22 protein-coding genes and 1 tRNA gene are annotated in these 25,876 nt (G+C 54.1%); 11 read left to right on the forward strand and 12 right to left on the reverse strand.

What is annotated here, in order from left to right:
• The first annotated feature begins 88 nt into the window (after positions 1 to 88).
• Positions 89 to 2,944: a two-component system sensor histidine kinase RcsC gene (gene rcsC, locus BM323_RS10455; RefSeq protein ID WP_008105111.1), complete on the forward strand. Its 2,856-nt coding sequence runs from the start codon at positions 89 to 91 to the stop codon at positions 2,942 to 2,944.
• 49 nt (positions 2,945 to 2,993) lie between these two features.
• Here the strand turns inward: rcsC and rcsB are convergent, their stop codons facing one another.
• Genes rcsB through BM323_RS24295 form a run of 4 tightly spaced genes read right to left on the reverse strand, consistent with a single transcriptional unit; the run spans position 2,994 to position 7,828 of the window.
• A complete protein-coding gene (rcsB, locus tag BM323_RS10460) occupies positions 2,994 to 3,644 on the reverse strand; it encodes a response regulator transcription factor RcsB (RefSeq protein ID WP_007889370.1) in 651 nt (216 codons plus the stop codon).
• 1 nt (position 3,645) lies between these two features.
• Positions 3,646 to 6,309, reverse strand: a complete 2,664-nt coding sequence (gene rcsD, locus BM323_RS10465) for a phosphotransferase RcsD (protein ID WP_036648519.1) — start codon at positions 6,307 to 6,309, stop codon at positions 3,646 to 3,648.
• 23 nt (positions 6,310 to 6,332) lie between these two features.
• On the reverse strand, positions 6,333 to 7,487 hold the full coding sequence (locus tag BM323_RS10470) for an MFS transporter (protein WP_008105107.1): 1,155 nt from the start codon (positions 7,485 to 7,487) through the stop codon (positions 6,333 to 6,335).
• Positions 7,484 to 7,828, reverse strand: coding sequence for a hypothetical protein (locus BM323_RS24295; RefSeq protein WP_008105105.1), 345 nt, complete (start codon positions 7,826 to 7,828; stop codon positions 7,484 to 7,486). The genes BM323_RS10470 and BM323_RS24295 overlap by 4 nt, the downstream gene beginning before the upstream one ends.
• A 219-nt stretch (positions 7,829 to 8,047) precedes the next feature.
• Between BM323_RS24295 and BM323_RS10480 the strand changes: the two genes are divergently transcribed.
• The 4 genes from BM323_RS10480 (at position 8,048) to ompC (ending at position 14,601) form a co-directional block, all read left to right on the forward strand.
• Positions 8,048 to 9,508, forward strand: a complete 1,461-nt coding sequence (locus tag BM323_RS10480; protein WP_008105102.1) for an Ig-like domain-containing protein — start codon at positions 8,048 to 8,050, stop codon at positions 9,506 to 9,508.
• Positions 9,509 to 9,580: 72 nt separating this feature from the next.
• The gene (locus BM323_RS10485; protein ID WP_008105100.1) at positions 9,581 to 11,713 is read left to right on the forward strand and encodes a type I secretion system permease/ATPase; all 2,133 of its coding nucleotides are present in this window, start codon (positions 9,581 to 9,583) and stop codon (positions 11,711 to 11,713) included.
• On the forward strand, positions 11,710 to 12,879 hold the full coding sequence (locus BM323_RS10490; RefSeq protein ID WP_008105099.1) for a putative HlyD family type I secretion protein: 1,170 nt from the start codon (positions 11,710 to 11,712) through the stop codon (positions 12,877 to 12,879). Before BM323_RS10485 ends, BM323_RS10490 begins: the two co-directional genes overlap by 4 nt.
• Before the next feature lie 597 nt (positions 12,880 to 13,476).
• Positions 13,477 to 14,601, forward strand: a complete 1,125-nt coding sequence (gene ompC / locus BM323_RS10495; protein ID WP_008105096.1) for a porin OmpC — start codon at positions 13,477 to 13,479, stop codon at positions 14,599 to 14,601.
• Positions 14,602 to 14,625: 24 nt separating this feature from the next.
• Here ompC and BM323_RS10500 read toward each other — a convergent pair whose 3' ends face one another.
• Positions 14,626 to 15,189 (reverse strand): TetR/AcrR family transcriptional regulator, encoded by a 564-nt coding sequence (locus BM323_RS10500; RefSeq protein ID WP_091003729.1) that lies wholly within the window; start codon positions 15,187 to 15,189, stop codon positions 14,626 to 14,628.
• Positions 15,190 to 15,282: 93 nt separating this feature from the next.
• On the opposite strand from BM323_RS10500, the gene BM323_RS10505 reads away from it, so the two are divergent.
• Entirely contained in the window at positions 15,283 to 15,738 is a 456-nt protein-coding gene (locus BM323_RS10505) for a nuclear transport factor 2 family protein (protein WP_008105092.1), read from the forward strand.
• A 3-nt stretch (positions 15,739 to 15,741) separates the two neighbouring features.
• On the opposite strand, the gene BM323_RS24485 is transcribed toward BM323_RS10505, so the two are convergent.
• Positions 15,742 to 15,900, reverse strand: coding sequence for a hypothetical protein (locus BM323_RS24485; RefSeq protein ID WP_008105090.1), 159 nt, complete (start codon positions 15,898 to 15,900; stop codon positions 15,742 to 15,744).
• Positions 15,901 to 16,302: 402 nt separating this feature from the next.
• On the opposite strand from BM323_RS24485, the gene apbE reads away from it, so the two are divergent.
• The 3 genes from apbE to BM323_RS10520 all read left to right on the forward strand — a co-directional run bounded on the left by apbE (position 16,303) and on the right by BM323_RS10520 (position 19,831).
• Positions 16,303 to 17,340, forward strand: coding sequence for an FAD:protein FMN transferase ApbE (gene apbE, locus BM323_RS10510; protein ID WP_008105087.1), 1,038 nt, complete (start codon positions 16,303 to 16,305; stop codon positions 17,338 to 17,340).
• Positions 17,341 to 17,351: 11 nt separating this feature from the next.
• Positions 17,352 to 17,993, forward strand: coding sequence for a DNA oxidative demethylase AlkB (gene alkB / locus BM323_RS10515; protein ID WP_008105085.1), 642 nt, complete (start codon positions 17,352 to 17,354; stop codon positions 17,991 to 17,993).
• 185 nt (positions 17,994 to 18,178) lie between these two features.
• Positions 18,179 to 19,831, forward strand: a complete 1,653-nt coding sequence (locus BM323_RS10520; protein WP_008105082.1) for a multidrug ABC transporter permease/ATP-binding protein — start codon at positions 18,179 to 18,181, stop codon at positions 19,829 to 19,831.
• Positions 19,832 to 19,987: 156 nt separating this feature from the next.
• Here BM323_RS10520 and BM323_RS10525 read toward each other — a convergent pair whose 3' ends face one another.
• Both BM323_RS10525 and BM323_RS10530 read right to left on the reverse strand, forming a co-directional pair.
• On the reverse strand, positions 19,988 to 20,710 hold the full coding sequence (locus tag BM323_RS10525) for a 4'-phosphopantetheinyl transferase family protein (RefSeq protein WP_008105080.1): 723 nt from the start codon (positions 20,708 to 20,710) through the stop codon (positions 19,988 to 19,990).
• A gap of 77 nt (positions 20,711 to 20,787) precedes the next feature.
• Positions 20,788 to 20,991 carry a hypothetical protein gene (locus tag BM323_RS10530; RefSeq protein WP_008105079.1) on the reverse strand — a complete coding sequence of 68 codons (204 nt, stop codon included), beginning with the start codon at positions 20,989 to 20,991 and terminating at the stop codon, positions 20,788 to 20,790.
• A gap of 358 nt (positions 20,992 to 21,349) precedes the next feature.
• Here BM323_RS10530 and BM323_RS10535 point away from each other — a divergent pair, with 358 nt between their 5' ends.
• Complete coding sequence (locus tag BM323_RS10535) at positions 21,350 to 22,063, forward strand: hypothetical protein (protein ID WP_008105077.1); 714 nt, start codon at positions 21,350 to 21,352, stop codon at positions 22,061 to 22,063.
• A 64-nt stretch (positions 22,064 to 22,127) separates the two neighbouring features.
• Here the strand turns inward: BM323_RS10535 and BM323_RS10540 are convergent.
• From BM323_RS10540 to BM323_RS10550, 3 genes are all read right to left on the reverse strand, one after another.
• A tRNA-Pro gene (locus tag BM323_RS10540) sits at positions 22,128 to 22,204 on the reverse strand.
• A gap of 70 nt (positions 22,205 to 22,274) precedes the next feature.
• Entirely contained in the window at positions 22,275 to 24,029 is a 1,755-nt protein-coding gene (gene yejM / locus BM323_RS10545; protein WP_008105037.1) for an LPS biosynthesis-modulating metalloenzyme YejM, read from the reverse strand.
• A 22-nt stretch (positions 24,030 to 24,051) separates the two neighbouring features.
• The gene (locus BM323_RS10550; RefSeq protein WP_036648480.1) at positions 24,052 to 24,279 is read right to left on the reverse strand and encodes a YejL family protein; all 228 of its coding nucleotides are present in this window, start codon (positions 24,277 to 24,279) and stop codon (positions 24,052 to 24,054) included.
• A gap of 158 nt (positions 24,280 to 24,437) precedes the next feature.
• Between BM323_RS10550 and yejK the strand changes: the two genes are divergently transcribed.
• Positions 24,438 to 25,442, forward strand: a complete 1,005-nt coding sequence (gene yejK, locus BM323_RS10555; protein ID WP_008105035.1) for a nucleoid-associated protein YejK — start codon at positions 24,438 to 24,440, stop codon at positions 25,440 to 25,442.
• Between the two features lie 57 nt (positions 25,443 to 25,499).
• On the opposite strand, the gene rplY is transcribed toward yejK, so the two are convergent.
• The gene (gene rplY / locus BM323_RS10560) at positions 25,500 to 25,784 is read right to left on the reverse strand and encodes a 50S ribosomal protein L25 (RefSeq protein WP_008105033.1); all 285 of its coding nucleotides are present in this window, start codon (positions 25,782 to 25,784) and stop codon (positions 25,500 to 25,502) included.
• Positions 25,785 to 25,876 lie beyond the last annotated feature (92 nt).

The raw sequence follows: 25,876 nt of genomic DNA on the forward strand, positions 1-25,876 counted from the left end.
GCGGGCTAGCTGGCTTTTTAGGGCCGATAAAGCTAGTGTATGAAAGCTTTTCAACATCCTGATAACTCTTACCGCCAGTGAGCCTCTTTTGAAATATCTTGTCTCCTTTCGCACTACGCTTCGAATTTCGCGCTATCTATTTCGTGCGCTGGCGTTGTTGCTCTGGGCGCTGGGTGCGCTGCTGACCACTTTCTACATCATCAACGTGCTGCACGAGAAAGAGAACGCGGTGCGTCAGGAGTTTGCTACCAATTACGGTCAGGCTGAGTGGTACGTCCGCCACTCGGCGGATGTGATGCGCGAGCTGAAATACATCACCGAAAATCGCCTGAGCAGCAGCGCTAATGGTCTGGATGTGCTTAACGGTTTGCCGCCAGGCAAAGGCGCGCTGCCGCAGTTCACGCCGCTGTTTTCCGATGGCGACTGCACCTCAATGAGCAACACCTGGCGCAACTCGCTGGATTCGCTCAGCTACTACATCAATTACTGGAAAAGCAATTTTGCTTCGGCGTATGAATTGAACCGCGTGTTCTTCATCGGTGGCGAAAACCAGTGTCTGGCCGATTTCACCATCGGCAGCAACAATTCAGTCGATCGTGAACGTAGCCTGAAAGCGCTGCGTGAACGCGTGTTGCACTATCGCAACGGCAATGAAGAAGAGCGCCGCCAGCCGATGTACTGGATCACCAGCAGCGCGCAGCCGGGCGTCGGCAACTTCTATATGGTGATGCCGGTGTATGTGGCGAACAAGCTGCAGGCGCTGCTGGGCGTGGAGCAGAATATCCGCCTTGATGAGTTCATTCAGCCGGGCGGTTTGCCGCTGGTGGCCACCATCACCGATGAAAACTACCGTCCGCTGCTCAGTTCACGTCGTGGCGGGCCGGGCTACTCGCTTGACGATCTGCCGGACAACAGCACCTGGTTCGGCTATCTCGACAGCTATCGCCAACTGGTGCTGAAGAAGCCGCTGCCGCCGTCAAACCTCAATGTGGTGTGGTCGCTTTCCACCGACGTGTTGATGGATCAGCTCAAGCTGATGCTGATTAACGCGCTGCTGCTCAACATCTTTACGGCGGTGATTCTGTTTACGCTGGCGTGGATTTTTGAGCGCCGCATGTTCCTGCCGGCCGAAGAGAATGCGCATCGGCTGGAGGAGCACGAACAGTTCAACCGCAAGATTGTCGCCTCGGCGCCGGTCGGCATCTGTATTCTGCGCACCAGCGACGGCACCAACATTCTGAGTAACGAGCTGGCACATAACTATCTGACGCTGCTGACGCAGGAAGATCGCCAGCGTCTGAATGAAATCATTGGCGGTCAGCAGGTCAACTTTGTCGATGTGCTGACTGGCAGCAATACCAACCTGCAAATCAGCTTTGTGCATTCGCGTTATCGCAATGAAAACGTGGCGATTTGCGTGCTGGTCGATGTCTCGGCGCGCGTGCGCATGGAGCAGTCGCTGCAGGAGATGGCGCACTCAGCCGAGCAGGCCAGCCAGTCGAAATCGATGTTCCTTGCCACCGTCAGCCATGAACTGCGCACGCCGCTGTACGGCATTATCGGTAACCTCGATCTGCTGCAAACCAAAGTGCTGCCGAAAGGCGTCGATTCACTGGTGACGGCGATGAACAACTCGTCGAGCCTGCTGCTGAAGATCATCAGCGACATCCTCGACTTCTCGAAGATTGAATCCGAACAGCTGAAAATTGAGCCACATCCTTTCTCGCCGCGTGAAGTGGTCAATCACATTGCCAGCAACTATCTCTCGCTGGTGGTGCGTAAACGCCTGACGCTGTATGTGTTTATCGAAAACGATGTGCCGCTGACCATGGATGGCGATGCCATGCGTCTGCAACAGGTGATATCCAACCTGCTGAACAACGCCATCAAATTCACCCATACCGGCTGCATCATCCTGCATGCTTACGTCAAAGAGGGATATCTGGCGTTCCGCGTGCGTGATACCGGCGTCGGTATTCCGGCCAAAGAGGTGACGCGCCTGTTTGACCCGTTCTTCCAGGTAGGTTCGGGCGTGCAGCGTAACTTCCAGGGAACCGGCTTAGGGCTGGCGATCTGTGAAAAGCTGATCAACATGATGGACGGCGATATCGAAGTCGATTCCGAACCGGGCATGGGCAGCCAGTTTATCGTGCGCATTCCGATCTATTCCGGTCAGATGGCGGCACCACCGCTGCTGGACGGCTTGCAGGAAAAAGCCATCTGGCTGGATATGCGCAATGAATATCTCGCCAGCTTCCTGCTGCGTCTGCTGCAACAGCAGGGTATTCAGGTGGCGTATTATCACGGCCAGGCGGCAGCGGATGATGTGATCATCAGCGATCACGATGAGCCCGCTGCGCAAAGCGGACGCGCGCATATTCGTATCTGTGGTCAGCACATCGATATGCCGCACGAAACCGCGCCGGGTCAATGGATCCAGAGCAGCGCGATGCTGCACGATCTGCCGCAGCTGTTGGGCCGCATCTATCGCATCAACATCAATAGCGAAACCGCCACGCCGCTGCCGTTAACCGCGCCAAAAGCGGCCGCGACTTTCGAAGATATCATCGTGCTGATTGTTGATGACCATCCGATCAACCGCATGCTGCTGTCGGAACAGTTGGGCACCGTGGGTTATCAGACCAAAACCGCGCAGGACGGCGTGGATGCGCTGAACGTGCTGAGCCGCAACCATATCGATATCGTACTGAGCGATGTGAACATGCCGAACATGGATGGTTATCGCCTGACACAACGTCTGCGTCAGTTAGGACATACTTTCCCGGTAATTGGCGTCACGGCTAATGCGTTAGCGGAAGAGAAGCAGCGCTGCATGGATGCGGGCATGGATAACTGTTTGTCGAAGCCGGTTACGTTGGATGTACTGAAAAGTACGCTGGCGGTGTATGCGGAACGCGTTCGAAAGGGCAGGGAAGAGACGTAACACGCGAGCAAAAAAACGGGCGGTGTCAGAAGACGCCGCCCATTGAGGATTACTCTTTGTCGACCTGAGTGGCGCTAACAGAAGAGAGATAGTTCAGCAGCGCGATATCGTTTTCCACGCCCAGTTTCATCATGGCTGATTTCTTCTGGCTACTGATGGTTTTGATACTGCGGTTCAGTTTCTTAGCGATCTCAGTCACCAGGAAACCTTCTGCGAACAGACGCAGTACTTCACTCTCTTTCGGCGACAGACGTTTGTCACCGTAACCGCCAGCGCTGATGCGCTCCAGCAGTTTTGCCACGCTTTCCGGCGTATATTTTTTGCCTTTCTGCAGAGCAGCCAGTGCTTTTGGCAGATCGGTTGGCGCGCCTTGCTTCAGTACGATCCCTTCAATATCCAGATCCAACACCGCGCTCAGGATCGCTGGGTTATTGTTCATGGTAAGAACGATAATCGAGAGATCCGGATAGTGACGTTTGATGTATTTAATCAGGGTGATACCGTCACCGTACTTCTCGCCTGGCATGGAGAGGTCGGTAATCAGGACATTGGCGTCCAGTTTAGGCAAGCTGTTTACTAATGCTGTTGAGTCTTCAAACTCACCTACAACGTTAACCCATTCAATCTGTTCCAGTGACTTACGGATACCGAACAGAACGATCGGATGGTCATCGGCAATAATTACGTTCAAGTTATTCATCTTATTGGTTACCTTGCTGCAGCAGTTGGCTGACGTACGCGTCAATTTCACTGGTGGTATTTTTAATGGTTAAATCGTCACATACTTTAATGTGTTGTTCTAACGCTTCACAAAGCAGTTTACCTGACCCCAGATTGAGCATGGCAAACACGCCTTTCAGGCGATGTGCTGTCTGAGCAAGCGAGGGATAATCCTTTTCCGCCGCTTCAGTATACAGTCTCTTCACATCTGGCGGTACTGTCTCGGTAAACAGCTGGAAATAGCCTCCGCTCATCAGCGGCGTGGCTTCTTCATCTTCGCGACTCTCCTCTAACAAATCATGAGAAAGCTGCTTTTCAATCAGGGCCAGCAGCGCATCAAGCAGTGCATTACTGAGATTGAAGTTGACCCGGAATTGTTGATCGTTCAACGCGTGATGACCCATTTCGTCACCGGCCAGTAACAGCGCCCAACCGTTCAGACGGGCGGGATCGTCGGTCACCAGCACATCATGATCCTGACCGGTTAAACGCTCATCCGACGTCAGGCATTTCGCGCCCCAGTTTTCGAGGTGGCGGCAAACGATCTTGTGTACATCTTCGACGGCGATATCCACCAACGCGGTCACGCCTTCCAGCAGTTTCTCTTCCTGCTCGCCTTGCTGCTCTAACGCCAGCGGCAATTGGATGTTGTAGCGTGTGCCGATATCGGGTTTAGCGATGATTTCCAGCTGGCCGCCCATCTGTTTGCACAGTTGCTTACAGAGGAAAAATGCCATGCCGGACGCCTGGCCAAAACGATCCTGCGTGGTTTCACCAAGATAGGGGAAATCGACATTCGCCAGTTCATCGACGCTCAAGCCAGCGCCGGTATCCACCAGCTGCAGCAAGACCTGATTAGGCTTGTCTTCAGTGGTTTTAATCTCCAGCGAAATCTTGCCCCAGCGCGTGGTAGTCAGCGAATAGTGCATCAACGTGGTCAGCACTTTACGCAGCGCACGACGATCGCCAAAGCGCATCTCGTCATTGGCTAAATGGTTGTTCACCACCAGCGCTAAACCTTTACGGCGCAGCAGCGGCAGGCTTTCCAGCGCGATTTCATCCAGCATATCCTGCAGGTTGAACACGCTGGCATCTGGAGACCAGTCATGCGCTTCAAGGCGATTGAGCAGCACGATGTCATCCACCAGGCGCGCCAATCCCTGGCTCTCGTCGAGCAGATCGAGCACGCTTTCATCATCGTCGCGCTGGCTAAGTTGCACCAACTGCTTAACCATGCTTTGCAGCGGACGATTAAGCGCATGGCCGAGATTGTGCATCAGTTGCTGACGCATCTGGTGATTGCGATCCAGCACCTGTTGCGCTTTCTGCAGCTTCTTATTCACCAGCAATTCACGGTCCTGATCGCGCATCATAAACAGCTGGGTATGCGGCGACAGCACGCTGCGCGCGTGGCGAATCTCATACACTTCGTTATTGATGGTCGCCTGCAATACACCCTGATGCTGATCCGACATATTGATGATTTTCTGCAAATTCAGGTGCGGCAACAGGTGTTCAGCAATTTTATTGCTGAGTAGCGTGCGGTTGGTGGCGAAGTCATACACCAGCAAACCAACCGGCAAGCTGGCCACGATCTCTTCATTCAGCATACGCAGTGAATCCAGCTCGGCGCTCTGGTTTTCGTTCGGGCGCAGCGACTGCTGACGCAGCAGTGTAATACCGGCAATTGAAAGCAAAAACAGCACAAGGTTAATCAGCAGCGGCCACATCAGGTTATGCAGTGTATCCAGCGCCAGACTGGTGAGCGGTACGCGATATACAAGCTGCAGCGACGTACTTGGCAGCGATGCGGCGATCTCCAGATTCGGGTTTACCAGCGCCACGTGGGTGCTTTCGCTGCTGGTATCGTCGCTGGTGGTGGCGGTGGTGGAAGTTTGCGCGGCGTCCTGACGCAGCTGGAAATTCTCCAGCGGCATATTGCGCGGGATCAGATCGTTAACCGGCAAATCGAACGCCACCACGGTGGCTAAATGGCCTGGCTGATTGAAGGTGGTGCGCAGCGTAAAGTAGTGATCGTTCTGCCAGGCGAAATGACGCAGCGGCGAGAAGCTTTCACGCTCATCCAGCGCATTGGCCTGCTGCAACATTTCGGCGCGGCGGCTATCAACCAGCGTATTAATCGCGCTCTCTTTATAACGCGTCGCCATGTCTTTCAGCGGCAGCGTGGAGATCATAATCAGGCTGTTATCCTGACCATTAAGGAAGTACATCGACCAGGTCGGATTTTCCGCGCCCCACAGCGTATCGAGATAGTTGGACATGCGCATGGTCATATCCAGCGTGCTGCTATCGTGCGAACCAAAAATCAGCGCTTCGGTTTTGCGGCGGGTTTTTTCCAGATAATAGACATCCGGGCGCAGGCGGGTTTCCTGAAGATTGCTGTTCGGCGACGATCCGGCGGCGCTGGTGGCAAGGTTTTCATAGATCTGCCACGTAGCGAAGCGCGACGCATCGATACGTTTCTGCATCGCGCGCGCCAAATCGGTCATCGCATAGCGCTTCTCTGTAATCCAGGCATTGACGCTATTGTGCACCATCGCGCCCAGCGCCAGAAAAAGCACCAGGTTAAACACCACGAAAAAGCGCGTTACATTGCCGGATGTCAGAGGAAATTTATAAGGCAGCATAGTGTCTCAGGATCATGGAATTAGCGCGCAACCCGTCGGGCACTGGCAGCGACGGCCAGCAGCAGCAGAGCGATAAGCAAAAATGCACCACTCAGGCTGATCCACTGGGAAATTAATCCGATTAAAGCCGGACCTGAAAGAATACCTGCATAGCCTAACGTTGTCATGGCCGAAATCGCCAGATTCGACGGCATATCGTGTTGATTCCCGGCAGCATTGAACAACATCGGTACCGTATTGGCGAGACCAAAACCCACCAGCAGGAAAGCCAGCAGCGCAATTTGCGGCCAGGGTAACAACACCGCCAGCGTCATGCCCGCTGCAGCGGCTAACGCACCGGTCAACATCACCGGATAACGGCCAAAGCGTTGAATCACTTTATCGCCGGTCAGACGACCAATGGTCATCGCCACCGAGAACACCGCATAACCCAAACCGGCGTGCGCCGGGCTCATCTCCGGGCTTTGCAGCAGCAACAGCGCGCCCCAATCCAGCACCGCGCCTTCGGCAAGAAACAGAATAAAGCAGAGCAAACCGAGGAAAGCCACCCAGCCGCGCGGGATTACCAGCCACGGCTGATCGGGCTGATGCAGGCGCTCGGTCATCAGCGTCGGCAGGCTCCATACCAATAGCAACACAATCAGCACCATCACCGCGCCAACCGCTTGCAACGGTGTCAGGCCGCTGCCGAGCAGCAGGCTGACGGAACCCGCGCCGATAATGCCGCCGAGGCTAAAGAAACCGTGGAAACCGGACATCATCGGCTTGCGCGCGGCTTTTTCTACTTCCACCGCCTGCACGTTCATCGCCACGTCCAGCATGCCGAGTCCGGCACCAAACACCATCAAGGTGGCGGCCATCAGCCACATCACATCGAGTGTTGCCAGCAGCGGTAACACCGCCAGCACCACCAGCGTGGAGCACAACATCACCCGACGACCACCGAAACGCGCGATTAAACCGCCGGTAATCGGCATCGCCGCCAGCGATCCAATGCCTAAACACAGCAGTAAACCGCCCAATGACGCGCCGCTCAACGTCAGACGCTGGCTGGCGAATGGCACCAGCGGTGCCCATGCGGACATACCCAACCCGGCGATAAGGAAAACGATGCGTGTCCCAAGGTTGACACGGTGATGCAATTTATTGTGCGGCGCGGCGTCCAGTGCTGTCATAAAGAGTATTTTTCAGTAGCGGTTGAAGCGACGAAGTTTAGCATCAAAGCGGGCGTCACACCGCGCATCAGACAATTCGGATGGCAGCGATTAAACGCCAGAAACAGGCATATTACCGATTTTTCATGCATCGCTACGCTTTTCCAGAACTTTCCTGGCAAGTGCCAACCAAAACTGGAGTGACTTAAGTAAAATTTTTTCTGCTGAATGATGCAGTATACTGATGAAAGATTCCGCGCCACACGCGGCTTACACGTCAATTTTTTGGCGCTGTCGCAAAGCACGCATTTCCGGATTTTCGCCAATAGGCAGCGACCACCTAAAACCGATATGTTAGTCATCCCATCGGTTCCCGATGCGGAATATAGCGAGATCGAGATTATTTCTCCCGATTGGGAGAGTTTTGCTGTGTCTTATTTTAATCCTTGTTACCTGCAGGTAACCCGTTTTCATCAGGCGAAGCGGACCGTTTATTAACGGCCTGTATGGCGCACCGGTACGCTTAAATCATTAATAAGCTTAATGGCCGCTGCAATACATTCCCTGTAACGAGGTTACCTATGTCTTCACGTCAATCAGAACAACAATTAGCGGCGATTCTGCAATCCGCGGTCAGCCTTTATCCGGTGGCAGACGACGCTTCAACTTTGCAAACGCGCAGCGTGGATACCACGCCGCCCGCGCCGCTACGTCCGTATGAACCCATAGCGATGGATGGTGTGATCGCCGCCTGGGAATCCGGCAGGAACATTCACCTGCGCGGTCGCGCCGAATCCGAACCGGGCGCCACCGTAACGCTGAGCTTTAACGGTGAAAGCTGGCACAGCACGGTGAATAAATGGGGTTACTGGAATGCCTCAATGCCGCCTTCGGTGCTCAACGGATTAGCCGATGGCGCCTATTCGTTGACGCTAACCATCACCGACAAAGCTGGCAACAGCACCGATACGCAGGTGGGCTTCGGGGTTTACGTGGATAAAACCATCAAGCCCACGCTGACGATGGATCCAATCAGCGGGGATAACGCGGTCAACGTGGCAGAAGGGATTTACGGCGTGGAGGTGCACGGTAGCGTCACGCATATGCCGGCGAACAGCCATATCACGGTGATCTTAGCCGGCAATAAATATATTGGCGGCGTTAATGACAAAGGCGAATGGACCGCCGCCATTCCCTCACAAGATCTTCAGGCATTACAGGATGGCGTCTATAGCCTGAAAGTCAGCGCCACCGATCCCAACGGCAAAACCACCGCTTATCAGCAGGATGTCACCTTAATTACCCACGTCAGCAGTTTGCCGCACATCAGCTTCGATAAGGTCACGGCGGACAACGTGATCAATAAAGAAGAGAGCCAAAACGATCTCACCTTTAGCGGCGACCTCTCGGTGATGGTGCCGGGCCAGCAACTGTTGCTGTGCAGTGGTGATGCGGTCTATCACGCGCAGATTGGCAGCGATGGTCACTGGCAGGTAACGATTCCGTCCACTGAAGTGGCGAGTTTCATTTCCCTGGGCGAAGTGCGTGTATATGCGCAGGATGGCGCCGGCAACAGTACCGACGCATTGCTGGAACTCAACGTGGTCACCAAATTGCCAGACATCTATTACGAAATTGATATTGGCGGCGATACCACGCTGAGTCAGCAGGAAGCACAGCACGATCTCAGTTTCTATCTTGAAGGCGTAAAGGAGCTGACGCTCAACGGCAAAAACTACACGCCGGTCAATGGCATGGTGACCATCAGCGCCGACGATCTGCAGGCGCTGCCGGATGGTGAAGTGTCGCCGCTGGCCACGCGCTGGGATGAGTACGGTAACCACGACACGCAAATCATCGAAAACCTGTTCAACGTCGCTACGCATCAGGTGCCGACCGTTACGCTGAATCAGCCGTCAGGCGACAGCGCCGCCGCTCAGCACAGCGATGCGCGCGCCACGGAGAGCCACTATAACGCCAGCGATAGCAGCTACACCCTCGCCGATCATCTGCAGCAACATCAGGTTCAGAACCTTGCTTAATCCGCACATCAACCGCTAGCGACCTCGGCTAGCGGTTGCCAGCTCACTCTCATTTCTCACGGGACAACAAGGATGACTGCACAACCCTTCAACAGCGACAACGGCATCGCGGCGATGCTGCGCGTGGCGGCACGCTTCGGTAAACCAGCAGACGCCAGCACGCTGCGTCAGCAGATGCGCTGGTTTCAACATCTGGCGCCGACGCAACAATTAGAACGTTTAGCCGGGCTGTTAGGCCTGCATTTCATGCTGGTGCCGCATAGCAAACTGCGCTGGCGGCAGGAAATCGTGCCGGTATTGCTGCTGTTGGAAAACGGCAGCGTGGCGTTGATAGAAGAGGTGGATAGCAAAGGTGGTGTGCGTTACTGGCTGAGTGAAAGTGGCGATGTGGTGCGCGCAGGTCAGCTGCAGGATTTGTTACTGCAGGCCGACATGCAGGTTGGCGTAATTGGCGTGGCGGCACGGGCGCGCGATGCGCGCATCGACGAGTTTGTGCAGCCGTATCAGCCGCACTGGTTCTGGCATAATTTTCACGGCATGAAGCGGCGCATCGCGGAGATCAGCCTGGCATCGCTGGTTGGCAACGTGCTGGCGCTGGCGGGCATTTTGTTTTCCATGCAGGTCTACGATCGGGTGATTCCGGCGCAGTCGCAGCCGACGTTGTGGGTGCTGTTTGCCGGTGTGGTGCTGGCTGCGGCGATCGAGTATCTGATTCGCCTGATGCGCACCCAGGTTTCCGATCTGATGGGCAAACGCATCGACCTGAAAATATCCGCCATGCTGTTTGCGCGGGCGATGAATATCCGCAACGAAGCGCGCCCGCGTTCTACTGGCTCCTTTATTGCCCAACTGCGTGAAATTGATCAGGTACGCGAGCTGCTGACTTCCACCACGGTGAATGCCGCCGCCGACCTGCCGTTTGTGCTGCTGTTTCTGCTGATCATGGCGTCGATTGGCGGCTGGCTGGTGCTGATTCCGTTACTGGCGATTCCGCTGATTGTCATTCCCGGCTTGCTGGTGCAGATCCCAATGGCGCGGCTGGCGCAGGAAGGGTTGCGTGAAAGCGCGCTGCGCCAGGCGGTGCTGGTGGAAACCCTTGAAGGCGTCGAAGACATCAAAGCGCTGCAAGCGGAACCCTATTTTCAGCGGCAATGGGAGCAAACGCACGAAGTCAGCGCGGCCATCAGCAATCAACAACGTTTGTGGGGTGCGCGCCTCACCGGTTGGTCGGCCAGCGTGCAGCAGCTCACCTATGCCGGGATGTTGGTGTTCGGTGTCTATCTGGTGCTCGACAATCAGATCACCACCGGCACGCTAGTGGCGTGCAGCTTGCTCTCGTCACGCACCATCGCGCCGCTGATGCAGCTCACCATGGTGTTCTCGCGCTGGCAGCATGCTAAATCGGCAATGAAAGGGCTGGATGAGCTGCTGAAAAAGCCGCTCGACCAACCCGATCACGCCACGCTGGCGCACTGTCCGGTGCTTACCGGCAGCTATCAACTGCAAAACGTGCATTACCGCTATGAAGAGGAGAGCGGTAATAGCGTGCTTAACATTCCGCAGCTGCAGATCACGCCCGGTGAACGTGTGGCGATCCTCGGTAAAGTCGGATCGGGTAAATCGACGCTGCTGAAAATGCTGGCCGGTCAGGCGCGCGCCAGCCAGGGAAAAGTGCTGGTGGACGGCGTCGATCTCACCTGCATCGATCCGGTCGATCTGCGGCGTCAGCTTGGCTGGCTGTCGCAGGATGCGCGGCTGTTTTTCGGTACGCTGCGCCAGAACCTGCTGCTCGGCAATCCTCACGCTAGCGAGCAGGAGATGCTGCAGGCGCTGCACATCAGCAGCGCGTTAGCGCTGGTGCAGCAGGACGCTGCCAGCCTCGATCGCATTATTCATGAAGGCGGACGCGGCTTGTCTGGCGGCCAGCGGCAAATGGTGCTGCTCAGCCGGCTGATTCTGCGCCAGCCGCAGGTGGTTTTGCTGGATGAACCGACGGCGGCGATGGATGAACAGCTGGAAGCGCAGGTGATTCGTCAGCTGGCGCAATGGGTAACCGGGCGCACGCTGGTGCTGGTGACGCATCGTCCCGCGCTGCTGCACATGGTCGATCGCATTATCGTGATGGATAACGGTCGCATTGTGGCCGATGGCGCGCGCGACGAGATTCTGCGTCATGCAGCCAGTAAAAAAGGAGATGCGGCATGAGCGTGGTGTTGCTGGATAAAGAACTGGCGCGGCGTGAACGTCGCACCTCGGCCATCATCTGGCTGTGCGTGGTGGCGCTGCTGCTGTTTCTGCTGTGGGCGTACTTTGCGGTGCTGGATGAAGTGACGGTGGGCATCGGCAAAGTCACGCCTTCCAGCCGCGCGCAGATCATCGATAGCCTTGATGGCGGCATCGTCAAACAGCTCGATGTGTACGAAGGCAATATCGTGCAGCGCGGCGAGGTGCTGGCAACGCTCGATCCCACGCGCTTTCAAACCAATTTTGGTGAAGCGATTGCGCGGGTGCGCACGTTGCGAGCCTCCTCTGAACGTTTACAGGCCGAGCTCAGCGATACGCCGCTGAAATTCAGTACCGATATCCTGCAACATCCCGAGCTGGTGGCGCGTGAAACGCAGCTCTATCAGGCACGGCGGCAGAACTTTATCGAGACCATCGGTAATTTGCAGCAATCGCTGACGTTGGTGCAGGCAGAGCTCAACGTGACGGAACCGCTGATGCTGCGCGGTGCGGCGGGCAAGGTTGATGTGATTCGTCTGCGTCGCCAGGTGAGCGATCTGCGCGGCAAAATCGACGAAGCACGCAACGATTATTATGTGCGCGCTCATGAAGAGCAGGTGAAGAACAACGGTGAACTGGATGCGCAATTGCAGGTGGCGGCGGGCAAGCAGGATCTGCTGACGCGCACCACGCTGATTTCGCCGGTGCGCGGCATTGTGAAAGATGTGCGCGTGACCACCGTGGGCGGCGTGCTGGAGCCGGGTGGCAAGCTGATGGAGATTGTGCCGCTGGAGGATCAGCTGCTGATTGAGACGCGCATCAATCCGCGCGATATCGGCTACATTCGGCCGGGTTTACCTGCGGTGGTGAAGATCACCGCCTACGACGCTTCCATCTATGGCGATCTGCGCGGAGAAGTCGAAACCGTTTCACCCGATACGTTGCAGGACGACGTGCGCCACGACGAATTTTACTATCGCGTCTATGTGCGCACGCAAAAAGCCGAGCTGACTAATAAAAGCGGACGCAAATTCGCCATCATGCCCGGCATGGTGGCCAATGTTGAAATTAAAACCGGTCAGAAAACCGTCATGGATTATTTACTTAAGCCGCTGAATAAAGCGAAGGAATCACTGCGCGAGCGTTGATAATCTGCGCCGACTATTATTGCAGCGATCTTTGTTACGTGCCGAAATTAACATTGCCATTTTAAGGCTATGAATTGAACAAAATGTGCGGAAAGAGGCAAATAATGCGCGGCGATTATTATGGTTAATTTAACCCGCATAATTAACTTTACGCAATATAAGGTGATGCCTGAATTTCGGGCAAAAAAATGCCGGGCAATCTAGCCCGGCGGGAAATTAGGGTAAATCAAATCATTCGGGGTGAATGAAGGTAATAATGAAATAAATGATGATAGCGGGGATAATTGTATGCTCTGGATGGGTTAGAGTTTTGTCATTCAGTGCGGAAATGTAACTCATGTAATTTTATGTTTTTAAACGATTAAATTATATATTTGCAAAAAGTGCTATATTTTTTACCTATCTGTGCTGGTTATTAGTTCCCCGATATTTACATCCTGAAATAACTATTAAATAGAATGAAACAGTTTTGGAAATTTAGTAGCATTTTCGTGATAGATTATTGCCCAACATAAAATAACAATGGCTTGCCGGCTGAATTTTTAATCGTTCAGCTCGCAGTGGCAAAAATAAAGGCACATTAAAGAGGGTAATAAAATGAAACGTCGCGTTCTCTCCCTGATGATTCCTGCATTGCTGGTTGCAGGATCAGCAAGCGCAGCTGAAATTTACAACAAAGATGGCAACAAATTAGACCTCTACGGCAAAGTGGATGGTCTGCATTATTTCTCTGATAACTCTAGCTCAGACGGTGACCAGTCTTACCTGCGTTTTGGCTTCAAAGGTGAAACTCAGGTGACCGATCAGCTGACCGGTTACGGCCAGTGGGAATACCAGGCAGCACTGAACACCGCAGAAAGCGAAGGCACCGCTAACAGCTTTACGCGTGTTGGTTTTGCCGGTTTGAAATTTGGTGATGCAGGTTCATTCGATTACGGCCGTAACTACGGCGTGATGTACGATCTCGGCGCATGGACTGACGTTCTGCCAGAGTTCGGTGGCGATACCTACGGCGCGGACAACTTCCTGTTCCAGCGCAGCAACGGCCTCGCAACCTATCGTAATACCAACTTCTTCGGTTTAGTCGATGGCTGGAACTTCGCGGTTCAGTATCAAGGCAAAAACGATAACCCAACCGAATCTACTGGCTCTGGTCGTGATGTACTGGGCGAGAACGGTGATGGCTACGGTCTGAGCACCACTTATGATCTGGGTTCAGGTTTCGGTATTGGTGCAGCGATGTTCCAGTCTGACCGTACCAATAACCAGAATGGTAATAATCCGCGCACTGCTAACATTCTTGGTCGCGGTGATAAAGCCGAAGCTTACAGCGGCGCGCTGAAGTATGACGCTAACAACGTTTACCTGGCCGCAATGTACAGCCGTTCATATAACGCGACGCGTTTCGGTGCGAGCGATAGCGGCACCGTTTACGGTTACGCTAACAAAGCAGATAACTGGGAATTGGTGGCACAGTACCAGTTCGACTTCGGCCTGCGTCCATCTCTGGCATTCGTCTCTTCTCGCGGGACTGACATCGAAGGTTATGGCAGCCAGAACCTGAAGAAATACATTGATGTAGGCGCAACTTACTACTTCAATAAAAACATGTCGACCTACGTTGATTACCAGATCAACCTGCTGGACGACAACAACTTCACCGACGCAGCCGGTATCAATACCGATGACGTCGTAGCGCTGGGCTTGGTTTACCAGTTCTAAGGGTGATGGAGCGTGACTTGCCGGTCACGCTCCCGTTTCCAGCAGCGCATTCAGCGCGGCACGCAGCACCTCAACCACCTGTTCCGCATCCTCGCCAATCTGTACCTGCACAATCGCGCCCTCAACCAGCAACACCATTTGCGCCGTTTTTACCTGCTGCTCGGGCATCAACTTGTCGCTTATCGCCTGCGCCATCTCACGTTTATGCTGACGAATAATTTCGCTGGCTTCCGGTAACGTGCTGCCCAGTTCCGCCGCGGTATTAATAAACGCGCAGCCGCGATAATCATCATCCCTGAACCAGCTCAGTAATGCTGCGGGCAGGGCATCGATCAACGCCGCGTGCTGATTCAGCGCATGACGAAACGCCAGCATCCAGCGCTGATGACGCTGCTGCAAAAACGCCAGCACCAGCGCATTTTTCGCCGGAAAGTGACGATAGAAAGTCACTTTAGTCACGCCCGCTTCTGCAATCACCTTATCCACGCCGGTGGCACGAATGCCCTGTTGGTAAAACAACTGCTGCGCGCACAGCAAGATACGATCGCGCGCGGATGCGCTGGCATCAAAGATCAGAGGCTCAAGCATAAAAAATTCCTTGTGTGCATGTAGACAGAATTGTCTACATACTGCAGGATGAATCAAGTAGACAGATCTGTCTACTTAATCGGGAGAAATAACATGCTGGTGCCACCATTTAATCAACAAACCGCGTTACAGAAAGTCCGCATGGCTGAAGACGCCTGGAACAGCTGCGATGCGCAGCGTGTTTCGCTGGTGTACAGCGAAGACACGCGCTGGCGCAATCGCAGTGAGTTCGTTAATGGGCGCGCAGAAGTCGTGACCTTCCTGCAGCGCAAGTGGGTCAAAGAGTTGGATTATCGACTGATCAAAGAGTTATGGGCGTGGCACGAAGATAAGCTGGCGGTGCGCTTTGCCTATGAATGGCATGATGACAGCGGTAACTGGTTCCGCAGCTATGGCAATGAGAACTGGCACTTTGGCGCCGATGGTTTGATGATTCAGCGATTCGCCTGCATCAACGATCTGCCGATCCACGCAGACCAACGTCTGTTCCACTGGCCAGCTGGCACGCGCCCGGACGATCATCCGGGCCTGAGTGAGTTGGGGTTGTAGCGATTATTGGATACCGCGCCATTTTTTGGCTTTGGGCGCCGGTTGCGGCGGCGGGTTGGTGATGGCGGTCAGGCTGCCTTCCATCGCGACACCCGCCAGTGTAAAGGCGGAGAAGCTAAGCCAGTGCTGCCATTTACTGTTTTGTGTTTTAGTATTTTCCATTCTGCACCTCGCTGAAGTTCAACTCATCTTCAACAATGCAGCATTCATGCCAGCGAACCGCTCTCAGCGCCACGCGCCTTGCAGCGACTTTGCTACACTGCGCCAGCGCTGAAGCGGTGCAGAAGGGTGATTTTCTGGTGCAATAATTTAACGTCGGCGTGCAGGATAGTGCTGAATCAGGCGATGGCGGTAAGTCTGCCAACATTTGAAGCTGCCATAAATAAACAGCGCGGCGGTAATTGCGACAATCATATAAACCATCTGATGCTCCTGTAGGCATAACGTTGCAGGAACCGGTTATCCTGTGTCAGCGTTTATCGAACATCAAGCAGCTTTAGACTGCTTTACAAGCGAGTTATGCTTTGTAATTGGCTGTAGTAATGCGTTACAGATGAGGAATTGATGCGTTTTCAGAATATTCTGCTATTTAGCCTGCTGGCATTGGGACTCAGCGGTTGCGAAAAAAACAGCAGCCAACCCGCGCTGGTGCTGGATGGCAAAACCATGGGCACCGTGTGGCGCGTCAGCGTTGCCGGGGTTGATCCGCAGCGCAAAGCGGTGTTACAGCAGCTGATTCAGCAACAGCTGGATCGTGATGACGGCGAACTCTCGACATGGAAAAGCGATTCGGTGCTGTCGCGCTTTAATCAGTATCAAGGTAATACTCCGCAGCCGGTGAGCGCCGATATGGCGGATATTGTCACTGAAGCGCTGCGAATTGGGCACAAAACCTCGGGTGCGATGGATATTACCGTCGGCCCGCTGGTCAATCTATGGGGCTTTGGCCCGACGAAGCAGCCGGCGCACACGCCCAGCGAGGCGGAAATCGCCGCAGCTCAAGCGCTGACCGGTTTGCAGCATCTGCGCGTCATTCAGGGCGTTGACGGCCAATGGCTGCAGAAAGATCTGCCCGGCTTGTATGTCGATCTCTCGACCATGGGCGAAGGTTATGCCACCGATCATCTGGCGCGCCTGATGGAGCAGCAAGGTATCACCAATTATCTGGTTTCGGTGGGCGGCGCGGTTTTGAGCCGAGGCGTTAATGCCAATCAGCAGCCGTGGCGCGTGGCGATCCAGAAACCCACCGATCGCGAAAACGCGGTGGAAGCGCGTGTTGATTTGCAAGGGCACGGCATCAGCACTTCCGGCAGCTATCGCAACTATTATGAACTGGACGGCAAACGCATTTCGCACGTCATCGATCCCCCCACGGGCAGACCGATTGAGCATAAGCTGGTATCGGCGACGGTGATTGCCACCACCGCGCTGGAAGCGGATGGCTGGGATACCGGTTTAATGGTGCTCGGCAGCGAACGCGCTAAAGCGTTGGCGTTAAAAGAGCATCTGGCGGTTTATTTGATCAGCAAGCAGGGTGACGGCTTTACTCACTGGATGTCGCCGCAGTTTAAAACCTTCCTCATCGATCAGACATCTCAATAAAGGAGGCGCACATGCTGGATTTATTTAGTGACGAAGCGCCGTGGCAGGAACCGCTGGCGGATGGCGCGGTGATTCTGCGACGTCGTGCCCGCGAGCAGGGCGATGCGCTGCTGGCGGCGATTCACGACGTCGCCGCTAAAAATCCCTTTGCCCATCGCATCACGCCCGGCGGCCATCGCATGTCGGTGGCGATGACTAACTGCGGCGATTTTGGTTGGTCCACCGATTCTCGCGGTTATCAATATACCGAGCAGGACAGCAACAGCGGACACCATTGGCCGCCGATGCCCGCGCTATTCCGCGAACTGGCGCAGCACACCGCACGCGAAGCGGGCTTTGCCGGTTTTAATCCTGATGCCTGCCTGATTAACCGCTACGAACCCGGCGCAAAACTGACGCTGCATCAGGATAAAGATGAGAAGGATCTGCGCCAGCCGATTGTGTCGGTTTCATTAGGATTGCCTGCAGTATTCCAGTTCGGTGGTTTCGAACGCGGTGATGCCACCCAGCGCGTGCTGCTGGAACATGGCGATATTGTGGTGTGGGGCGGGCCATCGCGCCTGCGTTATCACGGCATTTTGCCGCTCAAACCCGGCATTCATCCGCAGGCAGGCGCGTTCCGTTTCAACCTGACTTTCCGCCGTGCTTTTTAGGCACTTTCGGCGTTTATATGCTGGTGCGCATGAATGCGCACCCTACGAAACCCCGCCATATATCCGTAGGGTCGCCATTCATGGCGACCAATTCATTCAGGCAACTAAGAGATGAGAATTATTCTTGCTATCAGCCAAGGCGACATTAAACTGCAGGCTGCTTTATTGACCGCTGGAACCCTTTGATGGCATTGCTGCAAGTCGTTTTTCGCCAGTACCGCTGGCCTTTTATTGGCGTTATTCTTCTCACGTTGTTAAGTGCCGTGCTCGGTATCGGCCTGATTGCCTATATCAATAATGAGCTGATCGTCGCGGTGAATACCTCGATTTCGGTGCTGCCAAGTTTCCTTGGCCAACTGTTCCTGCTGATGGCGGTGACGCTCGGCTCACAGCTGGCGTTGACCATGCTCGGCCACCACTTTGTCTGGCGGCTGCGCGGCGAATTCATCAAACGGATCCTCGACACGCGCGTGGAGCGCATCGAACAGATCGGCAATGCTCAGTTGCTGGCCGGCCTCACCAGCGATGTGCGCGCCATCACCATCGCCTTCGTGCGTTTACCCGAGCTGATTCAGGGCATCATTATTACGCTGGGTTCGGCGCTTTATCTCGCCTGGCTTTCACCGAAAATGCTGCTGATCACCTGCCTGTGGCTGGTGGTGACGCTGGTTGGCGGTTGGTTGCTGGTATCACGGGTTTATCAGCACATGGCTAAGTTGCGGGAGATCGAAGATGACCTGTATCGCGATTTCCAGACCATTATTGAAGGGCGCAAAGAGCTGCAGCTCAACCGCGAACGTGCGCAGCTGATTTACGACAGCGTTTATCAGGAAAATGCCAAAAGCTATCGCCACCATATTGTGCGTGCCGATACCTTCCATCTCAGCGCGGTGAACTGGTCGAATATCATGATGCTGGGCGCAATTGGCATCGTGTTCTTTATGGCGAACGGATTGGGCTGGGCCAACACGGCAGTGGCGGCAACCTATTCGCTGACGCTGCTGTTCCTGCGCACGCCGCTGCTGGCGGCGGTTGGCGCCTTGCCGACGCTGCTCAGTGCGCAGGTTGCCTTCCGCAAACTCAACACCTTCGAACTGGCACCGTATGAAGAAACCTTCAAGGCGCTGCCAAAAGTCAGCGAATGGCAAACGCTGGAACTGCGCGACGTCTGCTTCCACTACGGCGAGCACGGATTCCAGGTTGGGCCTATCAATTTGACGCTGCGTCGCGGCGAGTTGGTATTCCTGATTGGCGGCAACGGCAGCGGAAAATCGACGCTGGCGATGTTGCTTACCGGCCTGTATCAACCGCAATCGGGCAGCTTACTGCTGGACGGCAAAGTGGTTGACTGGCAAAACCTCGATGCGTATCGCAAACATTTCTCGGCGGTGTTTACTGACGTACATCTGTTTGATCGCTTGATCGGCGACCAGGGGCAACCGGCCAATCCTGCGCTGGTGCAGCAGTGGCTGGAGCGTCTGAAGATGCAGGACAAGCTCAAGCTGGAAGGCAACAAGGTGCTCAATCTGCAACTGTCGAAAGGGCAGAGCAAGCGACTGGCGCTGCTGCTGGCGGCTGCCGAAGAGCGCGACATCCTGCTGCTCGACGAATGGGCAGCGGATCAGGATCCGCATTTCCGTCGCATCTTCTATCGTGAGCTACTGCCGTGGTTACAGGAATCGGGCAAAACGGTGTTCGCCATCAGCCACGACGATCACTACTTTATTCATGCCGATCGCTTGCTGGAGATGCGCGAAGGTCAGCTGAGTGAGTTGACCGGCAACGAACGCGATATGGCAACGCTGGATGCGGTGCAACGTACCGATACCGGCCATTAACGCCAGCCGGGAAAGCTTAGCGAAAACCCTTATTGGGCAAGAGGTTGCGGAGTGAGTAAAGTGACTTCCAGCAGAAATCCTCGTTTCTGCGTCCCTGGAACACTTTTCTGTCGTCTTGTGTTGTCACCGGCTCGGGTTTATTTCTGAGCTGGTTTTTTATTTTGGTAGCGGATGCGTCAGCAGCGTAATCACGCGGTTTCCAGCCAGCCAGAAACGCGCCTGCAGCAATACTTTCGTGGTGAAATGCCCATCAAAATCCCGACACAAGCGCAGCGTTGCGCGGCCTTGCTGCACGTCCAGCTCTACGACTTCCGCCTGAAGAAAATCCATCGGCTGATGCAACTGCGGCCACAGCGCTTTGTAAATACTCTCTTTCAGTGAAAACAGTAGCGTAGCGGCTTGGGCAAAGGGCAAAGGTTGCGCGAGCAGACGCTGTTTTTCCGCCATGTTCATCAACATTTCAGCAGTTTCATCAGCGGTTTCCTCCGCCATTATCTGCTCAACGTCCACGCCAATGCACAATGGCTCGCGTGTCGCAGCCATTACTGCAACGCTGTGCGTGTGCGACAGCGACGCCTGAATGCCGGCGGGCCACATCGGAGAACGATCAGGTGCATTACACAATACAAATTGCGGTAAGCCGAAGTGCGCAAGGTTTTGCTGCACCAGCCAACGACTCGCCAGATGCTCGGCTTTGCGCTTGATCACCGCGCTCTGTAGCGACGCGGGCAGCGGCAATTGCCACGCCTGATGCAGCTCGGCATGCCAATGTTGTTGATCAAATTCACACCAGGCGATCGGTAAGACATCCAGCGACATGCCAGCAGCACGGATAAACGGGGAAGAGGGCAGAACAAGCGGCGTTTGAGAGGCGAACATAAAAAATCACGGCTGACGGAAAACGTAGTTTTACCAGCCAGCCGGATGGAGAGCAAGCCAAAGGGGCTCACCTACTTTTAGTTGTTTGGCGGAATAGCCATTCCTTTAATCTGCACCACGAAGTGCTGATGGCCTTTGGTGATGCGCGCACCGCGATCGCACCAACGCGAGGCGAGACGGAAGAAATCGTCGCTGCCGATATCGTAAGCCAGTTCAACTTTATTGATACCCGAGTGCAGGAGTTCTTCCGCATCCTGCAGGTTTTTTGCTTTGATGACCATAATGGTTTCCATCGAAAAAACAAGAGACCTAAGAGTAAGAGAATTCTGTGACAGTTTTGTTTCAGTTTGATGAAGTGCTGTCATATTTATCCAGAAATGTGATCTGGCTCGGGTTGGGTTGCTTTCGGTAAGTTACTGATTAAAAGTCATTTATAACCTTCAGATTGGCGATAATCTGATATTTCTTCTGATTTCTAAAGAGATGGGGGCGTGGCGGAAAAATTTAATCTTCCAGATCGGGAACACAAATAAACTGTGTGTTTCTATATAAGAGACGTTTGAGGGTGACGTAGGTCAAATTTAAAAACAATAAGAAGTGTATAAATACGTCAACTTAATTCGAATCGGAAATTAACAAGTGAAATCTACCTTTGTTGCTTTATTCATTAGCATGGCTGCTTTTAACCTGAATGCTATGGATTTTTCACAGGCTCAGGAAGGCGTTAGCCATTCAAGTCGTATGGCATCCGCTGCACAAGCTCGTATTAATGATGCCCAAAGCCGAGCTTACGAAAGTGGCACTTTGCACGATAGTAATGATGCTCAAATGATGAATAGCGCAAGCGAAGCAAGAGCAAATGCAATAGCTGAGGAACGTGGATATGCCGCTGCACTGGCCAATGCTGTCAATACTCAATCACAACAAGATGCTAACTATGGCATTAAAGGCAATGCAAACCTGACAAACCAGGTTAAAGGTATGCAGCAAGCTGTTTCCTATTCAGGTGTGTCGCCGCGTCAGGGATATGGGGCAACTATTAATGTTGCTGTAAGCAGTTTGAAACCAGATACAAAAGTCAGTGTGACAGTGAACGGAGTTACCAAAGTGACTACGGCCGCTGCTATTACCGCGGTTAATCCAGAAGCACAAATTGCCGTCTCACATGTTTCCGCCTTTCAGGCTAATCCGGGCAAAGGTTCCAAAAATGATCAAGGCTCATCACATTCTGTTGGTGGCAGCGGCAATGGTGCTAATAATGCTGCTAACACTCATAGCGCGCATGGCTTAGGTGGTGGTGATCATATTGGTGGCGGTTCAGCAATGGGCGGTGGATTCCACGGTAGCTGGTAGGCGAGACTATTGAGATATGAAAAAAGGGACTATCCCGAAAGATAATCCCTTTTTCGCAGTGATTTGGTCGGCACGAGAGGATTTGAACCTCCGACCCCGGACACCCCATGACCGTGCGCTACCAGGCTGCGCTACGTGCCGAACGTGGAAGAATATTACTGTTTCCGCGCACGATTGCAATATGAGCAGCATTTAACTGCCTCATAATTAATCAGTTTGCGACGAATCGCTTCTCTTCCGTTAATACCTGCAGCAGCAGCGCCAACTGCGGTTTATGATCTTTTAGCTTGTTACCCTGCGCATCATAAGCGCTGTAGCTGCCGTTGTTATTCAGCACCAGCGTCACGGTTGGCGTGGTCACCACCAGTTTGCCATCTTCGCTGCTCGCCACCCAATCGTGGCTGCGTTGCGCGGCAAACAGATCTTCACCCTGCGAGAAGTTGGCGGGGTTGGTGCGCACGTGCAGCAGACGCTGCATCAGCGTGGTCATCACATCCTGCTGATCGGTCAGGCGATCGATGGTTTGCGCGGGCGTATTCGGCCAATGCACCACCAGCGGCACCTGCAAGGTCGCACGATTACCTGGATTATCATCGTTGCTATCAAGATTAACCGCACGCTGCGCCGTAATCACCACCACGGTGTTTTTCAGCAAATCGCGATCCTGCAAGGTTTGCAGCACCGCATTAATTTGCTCATCGACACCGCTTGCCTGACGCGTATAGCTGCGCTGGCGCGCCTTCAGGTTGTCGCCATTAACCGTGACACCGTTCAGGGCAATCCACGAGAACCATGGTGCGCTGTTTGCTCTCTGGCCGTTGAGCCAGTTTTGCCACTGCGTCACCGTGGTGCTATTCGGCTGGGTATCGGCCTGCGGCAGCGAATAGTCTGCTAATAAAGCCTGACGATACAGCGGTTGGCTAAAGCCGTCCGATGAGAACAAGCCAAACTGATACCCTTGCGCATTCAGCGCATTGAGCAGGGCGGAAGGCGTGCGCGATGCTAAGACGCCATCCATATAGCTGGAAGAGATGCCGTAGAACAGGCCAAACAACCCTTTTTCCGGCTGCAGTCCCGCGCTGTAGTGCTGGGTGAAGCGCACATTTTCGCTGGCGAAATGATTAAGCGATGGCAGGGCTTTATCGACGGTGGCGTTATTCAGGCCATCAACGGTCAGCACCAGCAGATTGTGGCGCGTACCGCCATCGCGGAAGGTAATGTCACTCAGCGGATACTGCACTGACAACGCTTCTGGATCGCCCTGTTGCACCAAACGGCGCTGATACTCTTGCGCATCCAGCAAACCGTGACGCTCAAGGAAGCGACGCGCGGTCATTGGATAGGAGAGCGGCAGATTGGCGCGCTGCATGGTAATCGGGCGATAGAAGTTGGCATCGGCCCAGATATACAGCAGATGGCTAGCGAAGAAGGCGCTGATAAACAGGGCGGCCAGCGGCTTACCGAACGAACGCCGATTAAGGCTACGCAGCTTTTGCCAGCTCCAGGTCGCAAACAGCATTTCGACGAGGAAAATCAGTGGCACGCTAATAAACATCAGCTGCCAGTCACGCGCCATCTCGCTTTGATCGGGGTTAATCACCAGCTCCCACACCACCGGATTGAGGTGCAAGTGGAAGCGGCTGAATACCGCGCTATCGACCATAATCAGCGTCAGCCCGGCGGTGGCGATAATCGCCGACAGCACCCTCAGCAATCGCTGTGACATCACCACAAAGGTGAGCGGGAAAATGATCAGCAGATAGCCCGCGAAGACAATGAAACTGAAATGACCGATCCAGCTGGTAAAGGCATAGATACGTCCCGCGAGCGACGCGGGCCAGTCGGCGACCAACAGGTAGCGGCTGCCTAATATAAACGCGAAGATAATATTAAACAGGGCAAACCAATGCCCCCAGCTGATCATCTGGGAGACTTTTTCGCGGTAGCGCTGCCGGTTGGTTACCATATTATGAGGTCAAATCTGCATATTAATGAGCGTTATCGTCGCGTACGGATGACTGCAACGCATCCGCGAAAGATCGTGCCAGAGTGCGGCGTTGAGCCGGTGAAACGCTGGTATTGATCAAGTTAGTTACCATGTTACCCAATACCATCAGGGAAAGGTCGGTTGGCGCTTTGTCTTTTTCAAGAATCTGCGCCATCTCTGCGAGGAGCTTTTCCACGCGTTCGTCACTGTAACGGGATGATTGTGGCATATCGTCGTCTAATCAAGGGTGAAAAGGCGGTATATTACCGTAACAACGCACTTTTTTCCGCAATTTTATCGCAAGCAGAGCGATCAGTTTGTGCTGATAGTTGAAAGCGGCTGCGGGCGGTGTTTGAATACGCGCCTGAGCTAAAAGGAGAGTCTACCATGAGTCTGGATATCGACCAGATTGCCCTGCATCAGTTAGTTAAACGTGATGAAAACCAGCTGGAACTGGTACTGCGCGACACTTTGCTGCCCGCGACCCACGCGGTTGAAGAGATGGCAGAAGAGCTGCATCGGGTTTACAGCGCCAAAAGCAAAGCTTACGGCCTGTTTAACGAGGACAGCGAACTGGCCGACGCGTTGCGTAACTGCCGCAAAGGGGATGATGACTTTCTGGCATTTAGCCGTGCGGCAACCGGACGTCTGCGCGATGAGCTGGGTAAATATCCGTTTGCGGAAGGCGGCGTGGTGTTGTTCCTGCACTATCGCTATCTGGCCGTCGAATATTTGCTGATTGCGGTTCTCAACAGCCAGTCGAGCATGCGCGTGAATGAACAGCTGGATATCAGCAGCACGCATTATCTCGATATCAATCATGCGGATATCGTGGCACGCATCGATCTCACCGAGTGGGAAACCAACCCGGAATCCACCCGTTATCTCACCTTCCTGCGCGGTCGCGTCGGCCGTAAAGTGGCAGATTTCTTTATGGATTTCCTCGGTGCCAGCGTCGGTCTGGACACCAAGGCGCAAAACCGTGGCTTGCTGCAAGCGGTGGATGATTATTGCGCCGAATCGGATCTCGATAAAAACGAGCGCCAGAACTATCGTCAGCAGGTTTACACTTACTGCAACGATCAGCTGCAGGCCGGCGAAGAGATTGCGCTGCACGATCTCTCCAGCGAATTACCGCCGCTGGGCGAAAAAACCTTCCAGGCGTTTACTCAGGAGCAGGGGTACGAGCTGGAAGAGACCTTCCCGGCGGATCGAAGCACCTTGCGTCAGTTGACCAAGTTCGCTGGTAGCGGCGGTGGCTTAACCCTGAACTTTGACGCCATGCTGCTTGGCGAGCGCATCTTCTGGGATCCCACCACCGACACGCTGACCATCAAAGGCACGCCACCGAATCTGCGCGATCAGCTGCAACGTCGTACCAGCAGTAAATAAATTTCAGCCATAAAAAAACGCCGCATATGCGGCGTTTTTTTTCAACTCATTCAGCGATTAAGCGCGAACGAAGTCGATGTGGAACAGTTTTGGCTTGAACGGATGACGCTGTACCGCCTGAGCTTTAACTTTGATTTCTTTACCATCAACAGCGATGGTCAGCACTTCGCTGTAGAACTCAGCTTTAACTTGCACGTTCATCACAGCGTCGTGGTCCAGTTCGATAGCAACTGGTGCTTCATTTCCGCCATAGATGATGGCTGGGAATTTGTTTGCTACACGCAGGCGGCGGCTCGCACCCTTACCCTGGTCTTTACGTACTTCAGCGTTAATAGTGAACATTTGATGTCTCTTCAATAGTTCCTGCTACAGGCGACCCAGCAACAGGACGGTTATTCAAACTGCTTTTACGGATGCAAAAGCGGGCGGCATTA

The sequence above is a fragment of the Pantoea sp. YR525 genome, from assembly GCF_900116775.1.
In the GTDB taxonomy this organism is placed as follows: domain Bacteria; phylum Pseudomonadota; class Gammaproteobacteria; order Enterobacterales; family Enterobacteriaceae; genus Pantoea; species Pantoea symbiotica.